Raw genomic sequence first — 20,824 nt, forward strand, 5'->3', positions numbered from 1 at the left:
TCTACCCGACGCTCTTCCGATCTGCCCGCGCCGCGCGCGAGCTGGCGGGCGCGGGCGAGCGCCCGCGTGGCAGGTCCGGCCGGCCGTCGGACGCGCTGACCGCGCAGGAGCTGCGGATCGCGCGCCTGGTGGCCACGGGCGCGACGTCCCGGGAGGTCGGTGCGCAGCTGTTCCTGAGTTCGCGCACGATCGAGGCGCATCTGCGCAGCATCTTCCGCAAGCTGGGCATCTCCTCCCGCCGGCAGCTCCGGGACGTGCGGCTCCCCTGACCGGAGCCGCGGTGACGTCGCCCTCGCCGCCGCCGGTACGGCAGCGGTGGGCGGGGAGCCACGACATCGCGTCGTCCACCGGGGCTGTGCCGGTCCTCGCACGGTGCCGCTCACCGGTTCGGTGAACCGCGGTGCCGCCCTACGTGGCTTCTACCGACGCGAAGGCGCCGTCGGCGCCACGAGTGTGAGGCGGGAGGCACCGACCGGATCGACATCGAGAGCGACGGAGGCACCCACGTGGCACGGCCGGACAGCGAGGAGTCACCTGTGAACGTCCACGACCGGACAGCCGAGCGGAAGGTTGTGCGATGACCACGCAACGACGGCGGGTCGCCATCGTCACCGGCGCCGGGAGCGCACAGGGGATCGGGTTCGCGGCAGCTCGTCTGCTCGGCGCAGGCGGGAGCGCTGTGGTGATCACATCGACGACCGATCGCATCTTCGAGCGGGTCGCGGAACTGCGCGCCGCCGGTATCCGAGCGGAGGGGGTGGTCGCCGATCTCACCGATCGGGCCGACGTGGACGCCGTCGTGGGGCGCGCGTCGGATGCGTTCGGCGGCACGGACATCCTCGTCAACAACGCCGGGATGACCTCGGTGTCCGGCGCGAACGCCTCCGGTGCGATCGACGGACTGGCTCTCGCGGACTGGCACGCCTCACTCGACCGGAACCTGACCACGTCGTTCCTGATGATCCGCGCGGTGGCAGGCACCATGCAGGACGCCGGTTACGGCCGCATCGTCAACGTGTCATCGGTGTCGGGGCCGGTCGCCGCCTACGCCGGTGACGTCGCCTACCACGCGGCGAAGGCAGGCGTGGTCGGGCTGACGCGCGCGGTGGCGATCGACATGGCTGCCGCGGGCGTCACGGTGAACGCCGTCGCTCCGGGGTGGATCGACACGGCATCTGCCTCCGACCACGAGCGGGCGATGGGTGCGGCCACCCCCGTCGGCCGCTCCGGCACCGCAGACGAAGTAGCGAACGCGATCGCGTTCCTCGCCGGTGACGGCGCATCGTACATCACGGGGCAGCTCATCACGGTCGACGGGGCGAACTCCATCAGCGAGGAGCGCGGGCGATGGAGGACCCCGGCGTACTCCTTCCCCCGCGCGTGACGGCGCCCCGCGGCGGACGAGCGAGCCCGCGTGACGGCAGCGTCCCGGAGCCGGTCACCGCCGTCGCCGCCGACGAGTCGTGGGGCGTCGCGGGGGCGCCACCGGCTCCGGAGCGGAGCTCGACATCTCGTCGGCGTCGAAGACCGACATGATGACCGTGGCGGTGCTGGTGAAACCGATGGCGAGGGAGAGAAGGAGAGAGGGGACGAAGTCCGTCCGCGACGGGATCCAGCCGCCGAGGATCCACGGCAGGACGGCCAGGGCCACGACTGCGAGCGAGGTGAGGATCTCGTTCGCGGCCAGAGCGAAGGATCTCCTCGTCGCGCCCCGTTTCACGATCCGGCGGGTCGTGTCGACGGTGGCGGCCATGAGGGTCGCCGCGCACCCGGAGAACGCGACGACCGCCCAGACGGGATCCGCGCCGACCAAGGCGAGAGCAACCATCAGGGGCAGGCTGTAGGCGATGAGCACCCACCGGGTGCCGGCCCGCATGTACCGGTCCGGCGTGCTGCCTGCGGCGCCGCGGGACCGGTGCAGCGCCGAGTCGAGGTAGAAGAACACCGCCACGATGAACGTGCCGACGAGGGTCGCTGCGATGCCCGCAACGGCGAGCGGAACTCGTCGGTCACCTCACGCACCGTCGTCACCCTCCCTGCCCCGGTCGCTCCGCGGTCGGGTCCCAGACTCCCGGGGACGGCGCCCCGCGCGCGTCGGTGGAACTCCCTCATCCGGGCACCGAGCACGGCACGGCAGAAAGCGGTGTGCCTCGGTGAGAATCACCGAGATCGACCCGGTGCTCGGGGGCGGCGGGCGCGGACGGAGATCAGCGCGAGTCGTGTCGTAGGTGGTGCGGGCGTGCCGGGGCCGGCGCGGGCGCCGTGCCGTGAGCGAAGGGCCCCTGAGCCACGCCGCCGCAGCTCAGAGGCCCTCCGGGCGGCTCTGCTCAGTCCAGGTAGTCGCGCAGCACCTGGGACCGCGAGGGGTGCCGCAGCTTCGACATCGTCTTCGACTCGATCTGACGGATCCGCTCCCGGGTCACGCCGTAGACCTGGCCGATCTCGTCGAGCGTGCGCGGCTGGCCGTCGGTCAGGCCGAAGCGCAGCCGGACCACTCCGGCCTCACGCTCCGACAGCGTCGCCAGCACCGACTGCAGCTGGTCCTGCAACAGGGTGAAGGACACCGCGTCCACCGCGACCACGGCCTCGGAGTCCTCGATGAAGTCACCGAGCTGCGAGTCGCCCTCGTCGCCGATGGTCTGGTCCAGCGAGATGGGCTCCCGGGCGTACTGCTGGATCTCCAGCACCTTCTCCGGGGTGATGTCCATCTCCTTGGCGAGCTCCTCGGGAGTGGGCTCACGCCCGAGATCCTGGAGCAGCTCACGCTGGATGCGGCCGAGCTTGTTGATGACCTCGACCATGTGCACCGGGATGCGGATGGTGCGGGCCTGGTCGGCCATCGCGCGGGTGATGGCCTGCCGGATCCACCAGGTGGCGTAGGTGGAGAACTTGTAACCCTTGGTGTAGTCGAACTTCTCGACCGCACGGATCAGGCCCAGGTTGCCCTCCTGGATCAGGTCCAGGAACGCCATGCCGCGGCCGGTGTAGCGCTTGGCCAGCGACACCACAAGCCGCAGGTTGGCCTCGAGCAGGTGGTTCTTCGCGCGCTCACCGTCCCGGACGATCCAGCGCAGGTCGCGCCGCATCTGCGGCGAGAGCTTCTCGTTCGACTCGAACACCTTGCGGATGCGCTCCGCGCCGTAGAGGCCGGCCTCGATCCGCTTGGCGAGCTCGACCTCCTCCTCGGCGTTGAGCAGCGCGACCTTGCCGATCTGCTTGAGGTAGGCACGGACCGAGTCGGCGGAGGCGGTGAGCTCCGCGTCCTTGCGCGCCTGGCGCAGCGCCTCGGACTCCTCCTCGTCCCAGACGAAGTCGGCCGACTTCTGCTGGGACGCGCGGGTGGTCGGGGCCACGCGGTTCTTGCCGGTGTTGGTCTCGTCGTCGGCGTCGTCGTCCTCGTCCGGCTCGTCGACGGTGTCGGTCTCGTCGGCGGCCGCCTCGGCGATGTCGGCCTCGATGTCATCGGCCTCGATGTCACCGTCGTCGAGGACGACGGCGGCCTCGTCGAGCTCGACACCCTCGCCGTCGACCGGGTCGGCGCCCTTCTTCGGGGCCGCCTTCTTCGCGCCGGTCTTCGGAGCTGCGGTCTTGCGGGTACGCGTGGCCGCCTTCTTGACGGTGCCGTTCGCCATGGTGGTGGATGCGGTCGCACCGGACGTACGGCGGCTGCGGGATGCGGGACCCGACGTCGGTTCGACGGTCGAGTCGCTGCGTGCTGCGGAGTCTGCGGCTGCCACCTGGGCCCTCTCGCTACGTGCGCTGGAGTCGTTACGCGACCGGTTCACCGGGACGCCCACCGGGCGGCGGGATCGCGTGTCGGTCGGGATGTTCTGTCCTGGCATCGTCTCGGTCGCCGGCGTCGATGGTGGTCGCCGCGCGTCCCGGAGACGGGGTGCGTGTTCCATTGTAACTGCGCACCGCGGGACGGGACGCACCTCACGCCGCCCCGCGCGTCCGGGTGGTCGCGCCCGTGGTCGGATGAGGTGGTGAGTCCGTACCAGGCCAGCGATCCCGCCACCCTCCGTGCCGTCGCCGAACAGGTCGCGGCGGAGGCCGCCGAACACCTGCGCGGCCTCCCCGCCCCCCGGGACGCGGCGGGGGGCGGGGCCACGGGTTCGGTGTCCACGAAGTCCTCGCCGACCGACGTCGTGACCGCCTCGGACGCCTCGGTGGAGCGCTTCGTGCGGGACCGGCTGGCCCGGCTGCGCCCGGGCGAGCCGGTCTACGGCGAGGAGGGGGCCGGTGACGCGGCCGCCGCACGCTGGGTGGTCGACCCGATCGACGGCACCGTCAACTACCTCTACGGCCTGCCCTGGTACGCCATCTCGATCGCCGCCGTCGAGGCAGGCGAAACCGTGGCCGGGGCGGTCGCCGAGCCCGCCGCGGGGCGGCTCTGGTCGGCGGGGCGGGGCCTCGGCGCGACCTGTGACGGGCGCCCACTGGCGGTCGCGGCGACCACGGAGATCGCTCAGTCGCTGATCGGCACCGGCTTCGCCTACCGCGCGGAGCGCCGCGCCCGCCAGGCACGGATGGTCGCGCAGATGCTGCCGGAGGTCCGCGACGTGCGCCGGGCCGGTGCGGCGTCGCTCGATCTCTGCGCGGTCGCCGCCGGATGGCTGGACGGCTATCTCGAGCACGGCTGCAACTGGTGGGACTGGGCGGCCGGTGCGCTGATCGCCCGCGAGGCCGGCGCGGTGCTGCACATCGCCGTCGCACCGGGGACCTCCGACCTGGCCGGGGACGGCCGGACGGGCGCCGGGCTGGGCGGCGACGTCACGCTCGCCGCCGCCCCCGGCGTGGCGCACCAACTGGTCGAGCTGGCCCGCCGCAGCGGCGCGGCCCAGGTCTGAGCGCGGGTCAGCAGATCCCGTCGCGGGCCCTGGCCAGCACGCTCTCGTCAGCGCGCGAGCCGCCCTCGACTCCCGGCGAGGACAGCTGGTCCAGCGCGTCGCGCGCCGCGCGGCCGGGCGCGACGTCGGTGAAGGCGGTGCCGACCACCACGTCGACCACGGCGCCGGGGCGGTCGTCCCGGATGAGCTCGACGCACGGCAGGGCCAGCGCCAGGGTCGCCGCGGCCGGCTCGCCCTCCGCCCCGAACCGCATCTGCCCGATGCAGCTCAGGTCGCCGTCCGGGAAGGCCGGGTCGTTGCCGGGCGCGGCCGCCTCACCGAACTCCAGGTCCTTGAGCTGTGCGGCCACCAGGTTCGCCTGGCCGCGCTGGCCACCCGCGTTGAGCACCTGGAACCGGACGTCGCGCGGCGCGGCGGGGGAGAACCCGGCCAGCTCGGAGCGGTCCAGCTCGGTGCCGGGCAGGGCGCCGGCGGCGGGTGCCGGGCAATCCGTCGAGGACGGGCCGTTCGAGGCGGTGCTGAGGACCACCGTCCAGGTCGCGACGGCGAGCAGGGCCAGCGCCACCGAGGTCAGGACGATCGGCCGGGAGCGGCGGCGCTCGTAGGGCCGTTCGCGGCGGGAGGTGCCGGAGAACATCAGAACCGGCCTCCGTCCAGCAGGTGGTGGCCGAGCGCCACCAGCGGCCCGACCGAACCCTCCAGGCCCTCGGCCATCTGTGCGGGCACCGATCCGGCGCGCACCCGGGCGAGGATCCCGGCGAGCACCACGGCCAGCTTGAACGCGCCGAACGCGACGTACCAGGGCAGCGGCGCGGGGTCGATCCCGGTCCGGGCGGCGTAGGCGGCGACCAGCTCCCGGCGGGTGGGGAAACCGGGCAGCGACGTCGGCCCGGGCAGCGGCTGGGCGTCCGCCCAGATCCCGGCGTCCCCGGCCTGCTTCCAGTAGACGAGCAGCAGGCCCACGTCGGCGAGCGGGTCGCCGAGGGTCGACATCTCCCAGTCCAGGACGGCGAGGATCCGGCCCGGGTCCGTGGCGTCGAAGACGCAGTTGTCCAACCGGTAGTCACCGTGGACGATCGTGTGCCGCTGGGCTGCGGGGACGTCGGCGGCGAGCCGTTCGGCGAGGCGGGTGAGGTCGGCCTCGACGGCCTCCTCGACCGGGACCGGGTCGTCGCCGTCGCGGGCGGCGGCCCACTGTCTGCCCCACCGCCGGATCTGGCGCTCCATGAAGCCCTCGGGACGGCCGAAGTCCGCCAGTCCTACCTCCGCGGGATCGACGGCGTGCAGCGTGGCGAGCACGTCGACGAGCGCCTCACCGGCCCGCCGCCGGTCGTCCGGGCTGCTGGCCCAGCCGTCCGGGAGGTCGTCCAGCGGGACGACCCCGTCGACGAGCTCCATCACGAAGCAGGGTGCATCGGTCGGGCCGTCGGCGCCGTCCGGGCTCCCGGGACCTCCGTAGGTGGCGAGCACCGCGGGCACCGGTACCTCGGTGCCGGCGAGCGCGGCGATGACCCGCTGCTCACGGCCCATGTCGTGGGCCGTCGCAGCGACCTGCCCGACCGGCGGGCGGCGCAGCACCACCGAGCCGGCGGGGGAGTCGACCCGGTAGGTGAGGTTCGACCGGCCCGCGCCGATCGGCACCAGCTCGGCGGCGGTCCAGCGCTCGTCGTCGAGGACGGTGGCGAGCCACCCGCCGACCGCGGCGGGATCGGCACCGGGGGTGGGCGTGCGGGCGCTCGTCGTCACGCCGACCGACCCTAGTCGCGACGGCACCGGGCCTGCCGTCACGACACCCGGGAGTCCGTGGCGGCCGGCCGGTGGGGACCCCTCGCAGGCCGTTGCGGGAACTGGGCTACCCTGCCGCCCGCCGGTGGCGGACCGGTCCCTCCGGGCGGATCTGGGCAGTTCGAGGCCGAACCGTCGGTGGAGTGAGACCGGCGTCACTACCGACACCGGGCACAAACCCGCTCGCCGCGACGTTCCCCTGCGGCACGCGACGACCGAACCAGGCGAAGGACCCGCTGCTCACCGGGCCGGAGTGAGCAGCACAACGTGAATGGCAAGGGTGAGACCCATGGCGACCGACTACGACGCTCCGCGTCGCAACGAGGCCGATGAGATGGCCGAGGACTCGCTCGACGAGCTCAAGCAGCGCCGCAACGAGGCGCAGTCCGCGGTCGTCGACGTCGAGGAGACCGACACCGCGGAGAGCTACGAGCTCCCGGGTGCCGACCTGTCCGGCGAGGAGCTGACGGTGAACGTGCTGCCCAAGCAGGCGGACGAGTTCACCTGCGCCAGCTGCTTCCTGGTGCACCACCGCAGCCGGTTGGCCAGCTCCTCCGGCGGGCAGTACCTCTGCCGCGACTGCGCGGCCTGACCCGCGACCGACCTCGGACGGGCCCCGGCGGATTCCGCCGGGGCCCGTCCGTGTGCCAGGGCCGTCAGGGGGCCTGTGGATGCGGTGCCCGGGCGGCGATCGCGGCCCGCAGCTCCTCCGGGCGACGGCTGCTGAGCACCCAGTACGGCTCGTCGACGGCCGGGTCGGTGATCTCCACCCGGACCAGCGGGCCGACCCAGGCCCGGTGCAGGACGTAGGCCGTCGGATCGAGGTCCGGGCCCATCGCCTGCTGCTTGTCCTTCGGCTGCACCGTGTCGGTGACACCGACCTGCGACAGCAGCACCTCCCGGCCGTTGGAGACGAGCCGGCCGTCACGCACGGTGGTGCGGCTGCGACCCATCCACCACAGCACGCCGATGCACAGCGGGATCATCGTGGCGTAGCCGATCCAGGACCGCAGGCCCGGATAACCCATGTGGATCTGGGCGCCCAGGAGGGTGCCGAGGCCGCACGCCAGCAGGTACCACCACACCGGGACGGACAACCGCTCGTCGAACGCAGTGGGGCCGGACGTCGCAGAGTCGCTCTCCGGAAGCCGATCGCTCACGCCCCCCAGGGTAGCGTCGCCCGCCGTGCCCGGTTCCGCGCCCGCTCCCCCGGACGAGCCGTTGGTCGCACCGTCTGTCGACGTGTTGCTGACCCGCCTCGACCCCGACGTCCCGACGCCCGCCTACGCGCGGCCGGGGGACGCCGGGGCCGACCTGGTGACCACCGAGGACCTGGTGCTCGCGCCCGGTGCCCGGGCGCTCGTCGGCACCGGCGTCGCGATCGCCCTGCCGGCCGGCTACGCCGGTTTCGTGCACCCCCGCTCGGGGCTCGCCGCCCGGTGCGGGCTGTCGATCGTCAACGCACCCGGCACGGTGGACGCGGGTTACCGCGGTGAGATCAAGGTCTGCCTCGTCAACCTCGACCCGGCCGAACCGGTCACGCTGCGCCGGGGGGACCGGATCGCGCAGCTCGTCGTGCAGCGCGTGGAGACGGCCCGTTTCGTCGAGGTCGCGGCGCTTCCGGAGTCGGTGCGTGGCGCCGCGGGCCACGGCTCGACCGGAGGCAACGCCGCGCTCGGACCCGCTGGAGGCACCCACTGATGCCCGGACGCACACGGGGGCGGATGTTCGACATCCGGCCCGAACACGGGGTCGAGGACACCGGCACCGGGACCTACCCGGGTTACCCGGGCTACGGCGACTCCGACGTCGCGCCCTACGACGACTACGCCGACCACTACGCGGGCGCCGACGCCGCCCGGGGCCCCGCCGACGACCGTCCGCCGTACGGTGCCGGTGGGCCGACCGGTCGTCCCGGTGCGCCGGGTGACGTTCCCGGCCGCGGCGCCGGCGGCCCCCGGGGTGCTGTGCGGCCCGGCGAGGGCGGTCAGCCTCCGCGCCGCAACGGCTCGGTACACCCCGGTCCGGCGCACAACGGGTCAGCGCACAACGGGTCGGCGCACAACGGGTCGGCGCACAACGGCCCGGCGCGCACATCACCGCCGGAGCGCGCGGCGGTGCCGTCGGCGCGCCGGGGCACCTCCGGCCGGTTCCGCAGCGCCGCCCCCGACGAGCGCGACGGCCGGGTCGCCCCCGACGGCCGCTGGGACCGCTCCGAGCCGCCGCTGCTCAGCCACCGCAGGGAGGGCGACGAACCGGCCTACGCCCGCGACCAGACCCCTCAGGGCTTCGACGGCGGGGACCCGGACGACCCGGAATGGGGTCGCCCCGGCGCCCCTGGACGCGGGTACGGCCACGACGGTGCCGGTGGGTACGGGCCCGGTGACGACGACCGGTACGGCGGCGACGGGGCCGAGTACGACGAGGCCGAGTACGACGACGGGTACGACGAGGCCGGGTACGAGGACGACGAGGCCGACCAGTACGACGACGACGAGTACGGCGTCGGCGACGCCCCGCTGTCGGTGCCCCCGCCCGGCAGCGGTGGCCGCCCGCTCGGGCCTGCCGACGTCGAGGAGCTCGACCCGTCGATGACCGACGCGCTCGCGCGGGTCGATCTCGGGGCCATCCAGGTCCCCGTCCCCTACGGGGCCGAGCTCAAACTGGAACCCGCGGGTGCCGAGCGCCCGCAGGCCGTGCACCTGCTCCTGCCCGAGGGCCGGATCGCGGTGAGCGCACTCGCCGCCCCCCGATCCTCCGGGCTCTGGGCCGACCTGTCCGCCGAGATCGAGCAGTCGCTGCGCAAGGGCGGCGCGCGGATCCGCACCGTACGCGGCGACTGGGGCCGTGAACTGCACGCCCGTACCGAGAACGCGGCATCGGTGTTCGTCGGCTGCGACGGGCCACGCTGGATGGTCTACGGCGTCGCGACCGCGGCGCTGGAGACGGTCGAGGCGCTGGACGTGGAGCTGCGCCGGGTGCTGCGCGGCATCATCGTCGTCCGCGGCAAGTCGCCCTACCCGCCGCGGACGGTGCTGCCCCTGGAGCTCCCCGAACACATGCGGGAGAAGCAGCCCGAGGTCGCGCCGCAGAAGCCGAGCATCACGGTGTCCGTTCCCCGGCCCGCCGGGGAGTCGGGGCCGACGAAGGCACCTGCCACCGGCGCCACCCCCAGGACCGGCACGGGTGCCACCCCGCGGCCGGACACCGTGCCCCCGCGTGAGGACGCCCGCCCCGCGGCGGAGCGGCGGATCCCCGCCGCAGGTCCGGTGTCCGCTCCACTGCGCCGCCCGGACGGCGCCGGCCGGGACTCGCGGACCCAGGCCCTCCCGACGGTGGATCGCCGCGCCGCGCCGGTTGCGGCGGCCCCCGAGGAGACCGCCGCCGAGCGGACGGCCCTGGCCCGCCCGGTACCGCCGCCCGAGACACCCGCCGAGCGCACCGCGATCGCCGGGCGCACCCCCGCGTTCGACGAACCGGAGCCGCCGGTGCCCGGCGCGACCGGCCGCTACGGCAGGCCCGGGCGCCGCGCCGGGGCCGCGGGCCCGGCCCGCGGAGGACCCGCCCGGGAGGACCGGGAGCAGGCCCCCCCGCGACGGCGTACCGGTCCGACGACCGGAGCCGGCCGGGTCCCCGCCGCACCCGCGGCACAGGACCGGTCCCAGCCGATCCATGCGCCGCTCCCGGCGCACGCACCGGAGCCGGCGCGGCCGCCGGAGCCCTCGTTCCGTTCCCCCGAGCGGGACCCCGGCCCCGCCGAGCGGGACCGCGGGCCGGTGCTCCCGCCCGAGCCGCCGGTCCGCCGCGATCCCGCGGTGACCGCGCTGTCGGTGGCGGACCTGCTCGCCGAGGCGCAGGCCGCGCGGGAGGAGCCCGCCCGCGGCCGCGCCGGCCGGGACGAGCGTCCGGCGCCCCCCACCCGTGCGGCGGAGGACGCGCCGGTCGCAGCCGGTACCCCGACGGCCCCGGCCGCTGCTCCGGCGGCGGAACCGAGCCGGCGTTCCCGTCGCCGCCGCTCCGAGGACCGGGACGCGGTGGACCGGATCGACGCCGCCGAACTGCTCGCACGCCGCGACACCCCGGCCGCCGAGCCCCTCGGCCGCGACACCCCGGCCGGCGGCGGGCCGGGCCGGGACGTCCTGGACGGTGACGTCCCGGGCCGTGGCAGCCCGGCCGGCGAGATCCCGGGCCGTGGCAGCCTCGCCGCCGAGATCCCGGGCCGCGGCAGCCCGGCCGGCGAGATCCCGGGTCGTGGCAGCCTGGCCGCCGAGATGCCGGACCGTGACACCGCCGGCCGCGCCGCGGCGGTTCACGACGGCGCGGACGACCGGCCGGGACCGGCGACGGCGATCGAGGACATCCCGCTGTCGGACGTCCCGCTGATGGAAGCGACGCTCGACCGCGAGCCCGAGCCCGAGCCCGAGCCCGAGCCGGCGCCCGAGCCCGAGCCGGCGCCTGTGCTGCCGCGGCGCGACCGGCGCACCCGGCCGGTCACGGCCGACCGGCCCGAGCGGACCTCCCGCCGTCGCGGCGGGGAGGACCGGGCCGGTGCCTCCGAGGAGGGCTGGATGTCCGCGGAGATCGCCGCGAGCCGGCGTTCCGGCAGGCACGGCGAGGGGGCGGGCGGCGGGATGTCGGTGGCCGACCTCCTGGCCTCCGCCGCGCTGGACGCCGGACCCGGCGGGTCCCGCCGTCGCGCCGGTTCCGGCGCCGCAGCCCCGGCGGACAGGACACCTGCCGCCGACGCCCGTGCTCGCCCCGCCGCGGATCCCGGACCCGCAGGGGACGACCTGTTCCGGACCCGGTCCGCATCCGTGGACCGTTACCAGGACGGGGGCCCCACCTCGGCGGACGAGGCCCGCAGCGCCCTGCAGGACCTCCTGCGCAGCGCGTCGGCGGCGGGACCGGACCACACGGCCGCCGCGGCCCGCGAGGACGAGCCGGTCCGGCGGCGCAACGGTGTCACCGGCCTCGCCGACTACCGGGCGAGCCGCGCCATGGCGTCGGCGCGGGGGGCCGCGCGCGATGCCGGGGAGGATCCCGACGAAGTGATCGGGGAGGCGGGTCGCGCGGCCGGCGTCTCCGGCGCGACCGGGCAGTGGTCCTCCGGTCGGCGCGGCAACGTCACCGATCCCCGTGACCTCGGGAAGCACCGGCGGGACTGAGCGGCGGCCGGACCGCTGACCCGGCGTGAGCGGCCTCCCGGTGGCGACCACCGGGCGCAGCCGGGGGACCGGTGGCCGCCACCGGCGGCCTCCGGTGAGCCCGTGGTCGGTCGGGCACGATCCGGCAACCGCGCGCGTTACCCTGGCGACGCACCACCACGGCCCGGTGGGTCGCCACACGATGTGCGGCGCACCGGCCACGCGGCGAGGAGAGACATGGGCAGCACGGACGGCGGAGCGTTCCGCCGGATGCTCCGCAAGCTCACCAGCGACGTCGACGAACTCGACGCCCGTGACCTCGCGGAGGACGTCGAGGAGACCGGCGCGCGTCCGGCCCGCGACTGCGCCTGCGGCGAGGAGGTCACGATGCTGGGGCGGATCCGCAGCGTCGAGATCTGCCCGCAGAACGCCGACGCCACACTGAAGGCAGAGCTGTTCGACGGGACCGACGGCGTCACACTGGTCTGGATGGGCCGTCGGCGCATCCCCGGCATCGAGGCGGGCCGCACGATGCGCGTGCGCGGCCGGATCTCCGTCCGCGACGGCCAGAAGGTGCTGTACAACCCGTACTACGAGATCTGCCAGCCCCAGCAGTAGCCATCCACCCGCGGCGGCCGGCCGCGACGACCGATCGGATTCCGTGAGCGACCACCACGAGGCCCCGACCACCCGGCTCCCGCGGGTCGACCCGACACCGCCCGCCGACGAGCAGACCGGCCCCGTCGGGCCCCCCGTGCCGCACGGTGGATCGGGCCCGACCCTGATGGAGCAGATGGGCGGCCTGTCCGGGATCGTCGCCTCCTCGGTCCCGGTCGCGGTCTTCGTGCTCGTCAACCTGATCGCCGGGCTGCAGCCGGGGCTCTACGCGGCGCTCGGTGTGGGTGTCGCGGTGATGGTGTGGCGGCTGGCCCGTCGCGACCCGCTCCAGCCGGCCGTGTCCGGTCTGCTCGGCGTCGGCGTCTGCGCCCTGGTCGCGCGGCAGACCGGTGAGGCCCGCGGCTTCTACCTGCCCGGTCTGTTGATCAGCTCGTTCTTCGCGCTGACCGCGATCGTGTCGATGATCGTGCGGTGGCCGATCGCCGGCGTGATCTGGAACGGCATCAACTCGCGTGGCATGCAGTGGCGGCAGAACCCGGCACTGCTGCGGGCCTACACGATCGCCACCGGGCTGCTCGCGATCGTCTTCGTGTCCCGGGTCGTGGTCCAGGGACTGCTCTACGACGCCAATGCCGAGACCTGGCTGGGCATCGCCCGGCTCGCGATGGGTTACCCGCTGCTGGGCCTGGCGCTGCTGGCGACCGTGCTGATCGTGCGCCGGGCCGAGAGATCCGCCCGCGTCCGCGGGCCGGCCCCGCTCACGGGCGGGCCAGCGCAGCCTTGATCTCGTCCTCCACCGCCGTCGTCGCCACGAAGAGCAGCTCGTCGCCCGGCTCCAGGGCGTCGTCGGGTCGCGGCACGATCACCCTGCCGCCGCGCAGGATCGTCACCAGCGCCGAGTCCGGCGGCAGCGTCACCGACCGCACCGGACGCCCGGCGAGCGGGGTGTCCGCCGGCAGCGTCACCTCGACCAGGTTCGCCTGTCCCTGACGCAGCGTCAGCAGCCGCACCAGGTCGCCGACGGCCACGGCCTCCTCGACGAGCGCCGCCAGCAGCCGCGGGGTGGACACGGCGACGTCGACCCCCCAGTTGTCGCCGAACAGCCATTCGTTGCGCGGGTCGTTCACCCGGGCCACCACACGGCGCACCCCGAACTCGGTCTTCGCCAGCAGCGACACCACCAGGTTCACCTTGTCGTCACCGGTCGCGGCGATCATGACGTCACAGCTCTCGACGCCGGCGTCCTCCAGCGACGCCAGCTCGCAGGCGTCGGCGTGCACCCACTCGGCGTCCGGGACGGCACCCGGGTCGAGCTGGGCGAGGTCCCGCTCGATCAGCATCACCTGGTGCCCCGACTCGACCAGCTCCAGTGCGATGGAACGGCCGACTGCGCCGGCCCCGGCGATCGCGACCCGCATCAGTCCTCCTCCGGCGGCGCCGCGGCGGCCGCCGTGACGTCGCTGACGGTGCCCGACACCGCGGCCACGTACACGGTGTCCTCGGCCTGCACGATGGTCGTCGCCCTCGGCAGCACGCCGCTGCCGAACCGGACGATGAACGCCACCCGCGACGCCGTCGCCTCCTCGAGATCCCGGACCGACCGTCCGACCCATTCCTCGTGCAGCGGCAACGGCAGCACCGCCACCGTGCCGGTGGGTTCGCGCCACGCCGTGGCGACACCGTCGGGGAGCAGCATCCGCAGCAGCCGGTCGGTCGTCCACGGCACGGTGGCCACGGTCGGGATGCCGAGCCGCTCGTAGACCGCGGCCCGCTTCGCGTCGTAGATCCGGGCGACGACCCGGTCCACGCCGTAGCTCTCCCGGGCCACCCGGGCGGCGATGATGTTCGAGTTGTCGCCGGACGAGACGGCGGCGAACGCGTCCGCGCCGTCCAGACCGGCCTCGTCGAGCACGCTGCGGTGGAAGCCGAACCCGACGACCTGCCGGCCGCGGAAGTCCGGTCCGAGCCTGCGGAACGCCTGCGGGTCCCGGTCGATCACCGCGACCTCGTGGCCGAGCCGCTCCAGACCGGAGGCGAGGGACGAGCCGACGCGTCCGCATCCCATGATCACGACGTGCATGGCGGGCTAGGTCCTTCCGGCGGGCGGGCGGCCCGGGACGTTCGGTTCGTTCCGGCTGTGCCGCATCGGCGGCGCCGGGGTGCGCGCGGGCGAACGCTATCGCGTCGCCGCGTCGGGCGAGGCATAGGCTTCGCCCGTGTCCAAGCTCGCCGTCGGCCTGAAGCGGCTCGTGGTCGGCCGACCACAGCGCAGTGACCGCCTGACCAGCACCCTCCTGCCGAAGCGGATCGCGCTGCCGGTGTTCGCCTCCGACGCCATGTCGTCGGTCGCCTACGCCCCCGAGGAGATCTTCCTGACGCTGTCGGTGGCGGGCGTCGCGTCCTACGTGATGTCGCCGTGGATCGGGCTGGCGGTGGCCGTCGTCCTGCTGACGGTGGTGGCGAGCTACCGGCAGAACGTGCACGCCTACCCGTCCGGCGGGGGTGACTACGAGGTCGCCACGGTCAATCTCGGCCGCAACGCCGGGCTCACCGTCGCGAGCGCGCTGCTGGTCGACTACACCCTCACCGTCGCCGTCTCGATCTCGGCGGCCGCCGCGAACATCGGCGCGCTGGTGCCGTTCGTCGCCGAGCACAAGGTGCTGTTCGCGGTCTCCGCGATCGCCGTGCTCACCGCGATCAACCTGCGCGGCATCCGCGAGTCCGGGGCGGCGTTCGCGATACCGGTGTACGCGTTCGTGCTCGGGGTCGGCACCATGATCATCTGGGGGCTCACCCGGATCCTGATCCTCGGCGACGAGGTCCGGGCCGAGAGTGCCGATCTGCACCTGGTCGCCGAGGGCGACGCCTTCACCGGGCTGGCGCTCGTGCTGCTGGTGCTGCGGTCGTTCACCCAGGGCGCCGCCGCGCTCACCGGGGTCGAGGCGATCTCCAACGGCGTGCCCGCCTTCCGCAAGCCCAAGTCCCGCAACGCGGCGACGACGCTGCTGCTGCTCGGTGTCATGTCCGTCTCACTGTTCATGGGCCTGATCGTGCTGGCCCAGTTGACGCACGTGCAGATCGCGGAGAACCCGGCCCGCCAGTTCCCGGACGCACCCGAGGACTACCGCCAGCAGACGATGATCGCCCAGCTCGCGGACGCCGTGTTCGACGGCTTCCCGCCCGGCTACTTCTTCGTCATCGTGATGACCGCACTGATCCTGGTGCTGGCTGCGAACACCGCGTTCAACGGTTTCCCGGTGCTCGGCTCGATCCTGTCCCAGGACCGCTACCTGCCGCGTCAGCTGCACACCCGGGGCGACCGGCTGGCGTTCTCCAACGGCATCGTCGTGCTCGCGGTGTTCGCGATCATGCTGGTCGTCGGCTTCCAGGCCGAGGTGACCCGGTTGATCCCGCTCTACACCGTCGGCGTGTTCGTCTCCTTCACGCTGTCCCAGGCCGGGATGGTCCGGCACTGGAACCGCGAGCTGGAGCTCGGCCCGGAACCGCCGCAACGCCGCCGGATCCGCCGCAGCCAGGCGATCAACGGGTTCGGGGCCTGCATGACCGGCCTCGTCCTGCTCACCGTGCTGATCACCAAGTTCACCCTCGGAGCGTGGATCGCGATCGTCGCCATGGCCGGCTTCTTCGTGCTCATGCGCGGCATCCAGCTGCACTACGACCGGGTCGCCGCCGCGCTGGTGGCCGACGAGACCGACGACGTCCTGCCCTCGCGCAACCACGCCGTCGTCCTGGTGTCCACGCTGCACAAACCGACCCTGCGCGCGCTCGCCTACGCCCGCGCGACCCGGCCGGACATCCTGGAGGCCGTCACCGTGAACGTCGACGACTCGGACACGAAGAAGCTGGTCGACCAGTGGCACCGCCGCGGGGTCCCGGTGCCGCTCAAGGTCGTGGAGTCCCCCTACCGGGAGATCACCCGGCCCGTGCTGGACTACGTGAAGCGGATCCGCACCGACTCCCCGCGTAACGTCGTCACCGTCTACATCCCCGAGTACGTCGTCGGGCACTGGTGGGAGCAGGTCCTGCACAATCAGAGTGCGCTGCGGCTCAAGACACGGTTGCTCTTCCAGCCGGGGGTGATGGTGACGAGCGTGCCGTGGCAGTTGCCGTCGTCGTCGCGGGCCAGGGCGCTGTCGCCGCTGCAGGCGCCGGGCGCGTCCCGCCGGGGGTACCCGGAGGGCGCCACCGGCCCGGGGGAGGACACGGCGACGACAGCGACCGGACGCGCGCGGACGGGTACCGCCCGGAAGAAGGAGGGACACCGGTGACCGACTGGACCGACCGGATGCTGGAGCTGCTGGTCGGCCCGGTCGCGCACGGCGGGCACTTCGTGGCCCGGGTGACCGAGGACGGCACCCCCGGTGCCGCCGGTGACGGCCGCGTCGTGTTCGTCCGGCACGCGCTGCCGGGGGAGCGGGTCAGGGCCGTGGTGACCGAGGACCCGGGCGGCGCGTTCTGCCGCGCCGACACCGTCGCCGTACTGGATCCCTCCCCGGACCGGGTCGAACCGCCGTGCCCCTGGGCCGGCCCCGGTGGTTGCGGTGGCTGCGACTTCCAGCACGCGAGGCCCCCGGCGCAGCGGGACCTGAAGACCGCGGTGCTGCGCGAGCAGCTGGAACGGCTCGCCGGACCGGCCGCCGAGCTGTCGGCGGTGCCGTTGCGCGAGGTCGTCGTCGAGGAGCTGCCCGGCGGACCGCTCGGCTGGCGGACCAGGGCCCGGCTCGCCGTCGACGACGCAGGTGTCCCCGGCCTGCGCGCGCACCGCAGCCACGACGTGTGCGAGATCGCGGACTGCGCGCTGGTCCCCGCGGGCGCGCTGGACCCGGTCCTGGAGCAGCGGTTCGAGCCGGGCACCGAGCTGGAGGTGACGGTCGGTGCCGACGGTGCGGCCCGGGTCGGTGCCGGGGCGACCGTCCGGGCCGCCGGCCGGACCTGGGAACTCTCGCCCGGTACGTTCTGGCAGGTGCACCCGGCCCTCGCCGACATTCTCGCCGGGGTGGTCGGCGACTGGGCGGACGCCCCGGCCGGCGGTGTCGGCTGGGATCTCTACGGCGGCGTCGGGCTGCTCGGCTCCGTACTGGCCGGCCAGGTCGGGCCGGACGGCACGGTGCTCGTGGTGGAGTCGTCGCAGTCCGCCGTGCGCGACGGCCGGGCCGCGCTCGCCGACCTGCCGCAGGTCTCGTTCGTGCCGGCCCGGGCCGAACGCCGGATCGCCCGGCTCACCCCGTCCCCCGACGTCGTCGTCACCGACCCGCCGCGCGCCGGGCTCGGCGCCGCCACGGTGCGCGCGCTCGCGCAGCGCGCTCCGCGCCGGGTGGTGCACATCGCCTGCGACCCCGCCGCTCTCGGCCGCGATCTCGCGCTGTTCGCCGGGTCGGGGTACCGGGTGGCGGCGCTGCGCGGGTTCGACGCGTTCCCGATGACCCACCACATGGAGGCCGCCGTGCTGCTCGAACGGCTGGGCTGAGAACGCGCCGCGGCGTCCGGCGGCGGAGCTGCCGCCCCGATTCCGGGGCCGGGGCGCGGCCCGCTACGCTGGAACGGCAAGCGTATCCGCCGAACGTTTCACGCCCTCGTATTCCAATTGGCAGAGAAAGCGGTCTCAAACACCGTACAGTGTGGGTTCGAATCCCACCGGGGGCACCGTCCAGGGGACCACCGGCTCGTTCCGGTTCGGGTCCCTCCGGCGTCCGCCGGCGGCCGCGTACCGCGGAGGAGGCGGATCCGGGCGTCGCTGCCGTGGAGGTCCTGCTCCCGGCCCCGGGCCGTGGCGGTCGCCCCCGGCGGGTCTCGGTACCCGTCGGCGCCGGCGCGGGCCGACCCGGCGCGCGGCGTGCCGGGTCCGAGGTCCCGGCGATCGCGGCGGGTCGCCGGAAGCGGTCACCCGGCCGGTGACGGCCGGCACGATCGAGCATCGGAACCTGTCGGTTCGGACGGGTAAGGCGTTCACGTCGGCGTGTTTCCGCACACGAAAGGCCGAAGTCACACGACCCGTGGAGGAGTGCGCGAGTAGCCTCGAGGTCCGGTCTCGAACCCCGTATCGCAGTGCACCCCATGATCTCAGACCACATACGTACCCGAAGGAGTTCCCCGGTGACCGAGAACGTTCCCGCAGAGACGCCGGCCGAGGGCGGCCCGCAGCCCGGGTGGCGGGTGCTGGTCGTCGAGGACGAGGCCCTGATCCGGATGGACCTGGCCGAGATGCTCGCCGAGGAGGGCTACCAGATCGCCGGTGAGGCGGGTGACGGCGAGGCGGCCGTCAGCCAGGCCCGCGAGCTGTCCCCGGATCTGGTGATCATGGACGTGAAGATGCCCAAGAAGGACGGCATCGAGGCGGCCGCGACGATCGTCGAGGAGAAGATCGCCCCGGTCGTCATGCTGACCGCCTTCAGCCAGCGCGACCTGATCGAGCGGGCCCGCGACGCCGGCGCCATGGCCTACCTGGTCAAGCCGTTCGCCCGGCACGAACTGGTGCCCGCCATCGAGCTCGCCGTGTCCCGGTTCGCCGAGAAGAAGGCGCTCGAGGACGAGGTGGCCACGCTCAACGAGCGCTTCGAGACCCGGAAGGTGGTCGACCGGGCCAAGGGCCTGCTCATGACCCACCAGAAGATGTCCGAGCCCGAGGCGTTCCGCTGGATCCAGCGCACCGCCATGGACCGTCGCACCACGATGAAGGCGGTCGCCGAGGCCGTCGTCGACGGGCTGGCGCCCGCCAAGTCGTCCTCCTGACGCACCAGCTCCCCGCAGCCCCCGCAGCCTCCCGGCGGCGGGGGCTGCGCTCGTCCGGCCGGTGACGCCAATCGCACCTACCCGCCCCGGTGTTACGGCGTCGACAGTTTCAGAACGATTTCGATTCGGCTTCTCCGGTTCACCGAGAAACGGAGTGGTCACCGCCGGTGTCGCGGCCGCCGCCGGGAAAGATCATTACGTGACGTTCATGAGTCAGATCATCACATTCGTGTCACGAGTGGTGACCGGCTCCCATTTCCTGGTGCGCGCGTACTAGTTTTCCGCCATCCTCCCGCGCCACTTCGACGGCGGGGGGCGGTCGAAGGGGAACCTGAATGACGCGATCAACGTGGCGATTCGCCGCTCTGGCCGGGGTGACGACGCTGGTACTGGCCGGCTGCGGCGGCGGTGGGGACACCGGTGCCGGCGGGGAGGACACGGCCGGGAGCGAGGCTCCGGCCGCCGCGGGCCAGGAGTGCACACCACCACAGGCACAGCCCACCGGTAATCCCAGCACCGAGCCGCTGAAGATCGGCACGCTGCTGCCGGAGACCGGCAGCCTGGCGTTCCTCGGTCCACCGGAGTTCGCCGGTGTCGAGGTGGCGATCCAGGAGATCAACGAGGCCGGCGGTGTCCTGGGCAACCCGGTCGAGCACCTGCGCGGTGACTCCGGTGACGACACCACCGACATCGCCAACCAGACGGTCGACCGGCACCTGGCCGCCGGGACCCAGGTGATCGTCGGTGCCGCGGCGTCCGGTGTGTCCAAGCTGGTGATCGACAAGATCACCGGTGCCGGCGTGGTGCAGTTCTCGCCGGCGAACACCTCGGACGAGTTCACCTGCTGGGAGGACGCCGGACTGTACTTCCGGACCGCTCCGCCGGATGTCCTCCAGGCGCAGGCGCTCGCGCAGCTGATCACCTCCGACGGTGGCCAGCGGGTGAGCATCCTGGCCCGTAACGACCCGTACGGTGCCGGTCTGGCCGACAACACCGAGCAGAACCTGGTCGCAGCGGGAATCCCGCAGGACCAGATCCAGAAGCTCATCTACGACCCGAACGCGGCGTCGTTCAACCCGGAGATCGACCAGGTCGCGCAGTTCGCGCCGGACTCGGTCGCGGTGATCGGCTTCGACGAGTCGAAGCGGATCATCACCCGGATGAGCGAGGTCGAGATCGGACCGGCCCAGGTCGGGGTCTACGGCACCGACGGCAACATGGGCAACGCGCTGGGCGAGGGCCTGCCGCCCGGACTGTTGGAGGGCATGAAGGGCACCACGCCGCTGACCGAGCTCTCCGGGGACTTCGAGGAGCGGTTGCGGGCCGAGGACCCGGGCCTGACCGACGTCAACTATGCCGGTGAGTCGTACGACGCCGTGATCATCTCGGCGTTGGCGGCCGAGGCGGCGCAGTCGACCAACGGGGCCGACATCGCGTCGGAGATCAACGGGATCACCAAGGACGGCGAGAAGTGCTCGACCTTCGCCGACTGCAAGGCGATCCTCGACCAGGGCGGTGACGTCGACTTCGACGGCGTGACCGGCACCCTGGACTTCACCGACGCCGGTGAGCCCGGTTCCGGTTCCTACGGTGTGCTCACCTTCACCGCGGAGAACACGCTGAGCGACGAGACCACCTTCATCCGGGTGGGCGCTCAGGGCTGAGCCCGGCGCACGA

Annotated in this window: 19 protein-coding genes and 1 tRNA gene; 13 read left to right on the forward strand and 7 right to left on the reverse strand. The window is 73.7% G+C overall.

The window, feature by feature from the left end:
* Both AB0J24_RS21345 and AB0J24_RS21350 read left to right on the forward strand, forming a co-directional pair.
* A partial coding sequence (locus AB0J24_RS21345) for a helix-turn-helix transcriptional regulator (RefSeq protein ID WP_358683952.1) occupies window positions 1-269 on the forward strand: 269 nt, incomplete at its 5' end.
* A 308-nt stretch (window positions 270-577) separates the two neighbouring features.
* Complete coding sequence (locus tag AB0J24_RS21350; protein ID WP_358683954.1) at window positions 578-1,384, forward strand: SDR family NAD(P)-dependent oxidoreductase; 807 nt, start codon at window positions 578-580, stop codon at window positions 1,382-1,384.
* A 54-nt stretch (window positions 1,385-1,438) separates the two neighbouring features.
* Here AB0J24_RS21350 and AB0J24_RS21355 read toward each other — a convergent pair whose 3' ends face one another.
* Together AB0J24_RS21355 and AB0J24_RS21360 are read right to left on the reverse strand one after the other, a co-directional pair.
* Window positions 1,439-1,951, reverse strand: a complete 513-nt coding sequence (locus AB0J24_RS21355; RefSeq protein WP_358683956.1) for a hypothetical protein — start codon at window positions 1,949-1,951, stop codon at window positions 1,439-1,441.
* A gap of 376 nt (window positions 1,952-2,327) precedes the next feature.
* Window positions 2,328-3,905: an RNA polymerase sigma factor gene (locus tag AB0J24_RS21360; protein ID WP_358683958.1), complete on the reverse strand. Its 1,578-nt coding sequence runs from the start codon at window positions 3,903-3,905 to the stop codon at window positions 2,328-2,330.
* A gap of 81 nt (window positions 3,906-3,986) precedes the next feature.
* On the opposite strand from AB0J24_RS21360, the gene AB0J24_RS21365 reads away from it, so the two are divergent.
* Window positions 3,987-4,850, forward strand: a complete 864-nt coding sequence (locus AB0J24_RS21365; protein ID WP_358683960.1) for an inositol monophosphatase family protein — start codon at window positions 3,987-3,989, stop codon at window positions 4,848-4,850.
* 7 nt (window positions 4,851-4,857) lie between these two features.
* On the opposite strand, the gene cei is transcribed toward AB0J24_RS21365, so the two are convergent.
* Entirely contained in the window at window positions 4,858-5,487 is a 630-nt protein-coding gene (gene cei / locus AB0J24_RS21370; protein WP_358683962.1) for an envelope integrity protein Cei, read from the reverse strand.
* On the reverse strand, window positions 5,487-6,596 hold the full coding sequence (locus tag AB0J24_RS21375) for a phosphotransferase family protein (protein ID WP_358683964.1): 1,110 nt from the start codon (window positions 6,594-6,596) through the stop codon (window positions 5,487-5,489). Before AB0J24_RS21375 ends, cei begins: the two co-directional genes overlap by 1 nt.
* Window positions 6,597-6,924: 328 nt before the next feature.
* Between AB0J24_RS21375 and AB0J24_RS21380 the strand changes: the two genes are divergently transcribed.
* Entirely contained in the window at window positions 6,925-7,227 is a 303-nt protein-coding gene (locus tag AB0J24_RS21380; protein WP_186359275.1) for a DUF4193 domain-containing protein, read from the forward strand.
* Window positions 7,228-7,291: 64 nt separating this feature from the next.
* Here the strand turns inward: AB0J24_RS21380 and AB0J24_RS21385 are convergent, their stop codons facing one another.
* Window positions 7,292-7,795: a DUF3093 domain-containing protein gene (locus tag AB0J24_RS21385; protein ID WP_358683966.1), complete on the reverse strand. Its 504-nt coding sequence runs from the start codon at window positions 7,793-7,795 to the stop codon at window positions 7,292-7,294.
* Window positions 7,796-7,820: 25 nt separating this feature from the next.
* Between AB0J24_RS21385 and dut the strand changes: the two genes are divergently transcribed.
* From dut to AB0J24_RS21405, 4 genes are all read left to right on the forward strand, one after another.
* Window positions 7,821-8,336: a dUTP diphosphatase gene (dut, locus tag AB0J24_RS21390; protein WP_358683968.1), complete on the forward strand. Its 516-nt coding sequence runs from the start codon at window positions 7,821-7,823 to the stop codon at window positions 8,334-8,336.
* Entirely contained in the window at window positions 8,336-11,800 is a 3,465-nt protein-coding gene (locus AB0J24_RS21395; RefSeq protein ID WP_358683970.1) for a DUF3710 domain-containing protein, read from the forward strand. Before dut ends, AB0J24_RS21395 begins: the two co-directional genes overlap by 1 nt.
* Window positions 11,801-12,016: 216 nt before the next feature.
* Window positions 12,017-12,397 (forward strand): OB-fold nucleic acid binding domain-containing protein, encoded by a 381-nt coding sequence (locus AB0J24_RS21400; RefSeq protein WP_358683972.1) that lies wholly within the window; start codon window positions 12,017-12,019, stop codon window positions 12,395-12,397.
* 43 nt (window positions 12,398-12,440) lie between these two features.
* Window positions 12,441-13,181 carry a DUF3159 domain-containing protein gene (locus AB0J24_RS21405; protein ID WP_358683973.1) on the forward strand — a complete coding sequence of 247 codons (741 nt, stop codon included), beginning with the start codon at window positions 12,441-12,443 and terminating at the stop codon, window positions 13,179-13,181.
* Here the strand turns inward: AB0J24_RS21405 and AB0J24_RS21410 are convergent.
* Entirely contained in the window at window positions 13,156-13,815 is a 660-nt protein-coding gene (locus AB0J24_RS21410) for a TrkA family potassium uptake protein (protein ID WP_358683974.1), read from the reverse strand. The genes AB0J24_RS21405 and AB0J24_RS21410 overlap by 26 nt on opposite strands.
* Window positions 13,815-14,477: a TrkA family potassium uptake protein gene (locus AB0J24_RS21415; RefSeq protein ID WP_358683976.1), complete on the reverse strand. Its 663-nt coding sequence runs from the start codon at window positions 14,475-14,477 to the stop codon at window positions 13,815-13,817. Before AB0J24_RS21415 ends, AB0J24_RS21410 begins: the two co-directional genes overlap by 1 nt.
* Window positions 14,478-14,613: 136 nt before the next feature.
* Between AB0J24_RS21415 and AB0J24_RS21420 the strand changes: the two genes are divergently transcribed.
* The 5 genes from AB0J24_RS21420 (at window position 14,614) to AB0J24_RS21440 (ending at window position 20,811) form a co-directional block, all read left to right on the forward strand.
* A complete protein-coding gene (locus AB0J24_RS21420; RefSeq protein WP_358683978.1) occupies window positions 14,614-16,686 on the forward strand; it encodes an APC family permease in 2,073 nt (690 codons plus the stop codon).
* A 17-nt stretch (window positions 16,687-16,703) separates the two neighbouring features.
* Window positions 16,704-17,885, forward strand: coding sequence for a TRAM domain-containing protein (locus AB0J24_RS21425; protein ID WP_358684113.1), 1,182 nt, complete (start codon window positions 16,704-16,706; stop codon window positions 17,883-17,885).
* A 102-nt stretch (window positions 17,886-17,987) separates the two neighbouring features.
* Window positions 17,988-18,061, forward strand: a tRNA-Leu gene (locus tag AB0J24_RS21430).
* 450 nt (window positions 18,062-18,511) lie between these two features.
* On the forward strand, window positions 18,512-19,147 hold the full coding sequence (locus AB0J24_RS21435) for a response regulator (protein ID WP_358683980.1): 636 nt from the start codon (window positions 18,512-18,514) through the stop codon (window positions 19,145-19,147).
* Between the two features lie 335 nt (window positions 19,148-19,482).
* Entirely contained in the window at window positions 19,483-20,811 is a 1,329-nt protein-coding gene (locus AB0J24_RS21440) for an ABC transporter substrate-binding protein (protein ID WP_358683982.1), read from the forward strand.
* Window positions 20,812-20,824 lie beyond the last annotated feature (13 nt).

Source organism: Pseudonocardia sp. NPDC049635, assembly GCF_040659795.1.
Classification (GTDB): Bacteria; Actinomycetota; Actinomycetes; order Mycobacteriales; family Pseudonocardiaceae; genus Pseudonocardia.

Coding starts and splice junctions, on each gene's coding strand:
- AB0J24_RS21425 (WP_358684113.1), top strand. CDS start 16,704: ATGCTGGAGCTGCTGGTCGGCCCGGTCGCGCACGGCGGGCACTTCGTG.
- AB0J24_RS21350 (WP_358683954.1), top strand. CDS start 578: ATGACCACGCAACGACGGCGGGTCGCCATCGTCACCGGCGCCGGGAGC.
- AB0J24_RS21400 (WP_358683972.1), top strand. CDS start 12,017: ATGGGCAGCACGGACGGCGGAGCGTTCCGCCGGATGCTCCGCAAGCTC.
- AB0J24_RS21360 (WP_358683958.1), bottom strand. CDS start 3,905: ATGGAACACGCACCCCGTCTCCGGGACGCGCGGCGACCACCATCGACG.
- AB0J24_RS21380 (WP_186359275.1), top strand. CDS start 6,925: ATGGCGACCGACTACGACGCTCCGCGTCGCAACGAGGCCGATGAGATG.
- cei (WP_358683962.1), bottom strand. CDS start 5,487: ATGTTCTCCGGCACCTCCCGCCGCGAACGGCCCTACGAGCGCCGCCGC.
- AB0J24_RS21440 (WP_358683982.1), top strand. CDS start 19,483: ATGACGCGATCAACGTGGCGATTCGCCGCTCTGGCCGGGGTGACGACG.
- AB0J24_RS21395 (WP_358683970.1), top strand. CDS start 8,336: ATGCCCGGACGCACACGGGGGCGGATGTTCGACATCCGGCCCGAACAC.
- AB0J24_RS21415 (WP_358683976.1), bottom strand. CDS start 14,477: ATGCACGTCGTGATCATGGGATGCGGACGCGTCGGCTCGTCCCTCGCC.
- AB0J24_RS21410 (WP_358683974.1), bottom strand. CDS start 13,815: ATGCGGGTCGCGATCGCCGGGGCCGGCGCAGTCGGCCGTTCCATCGCA.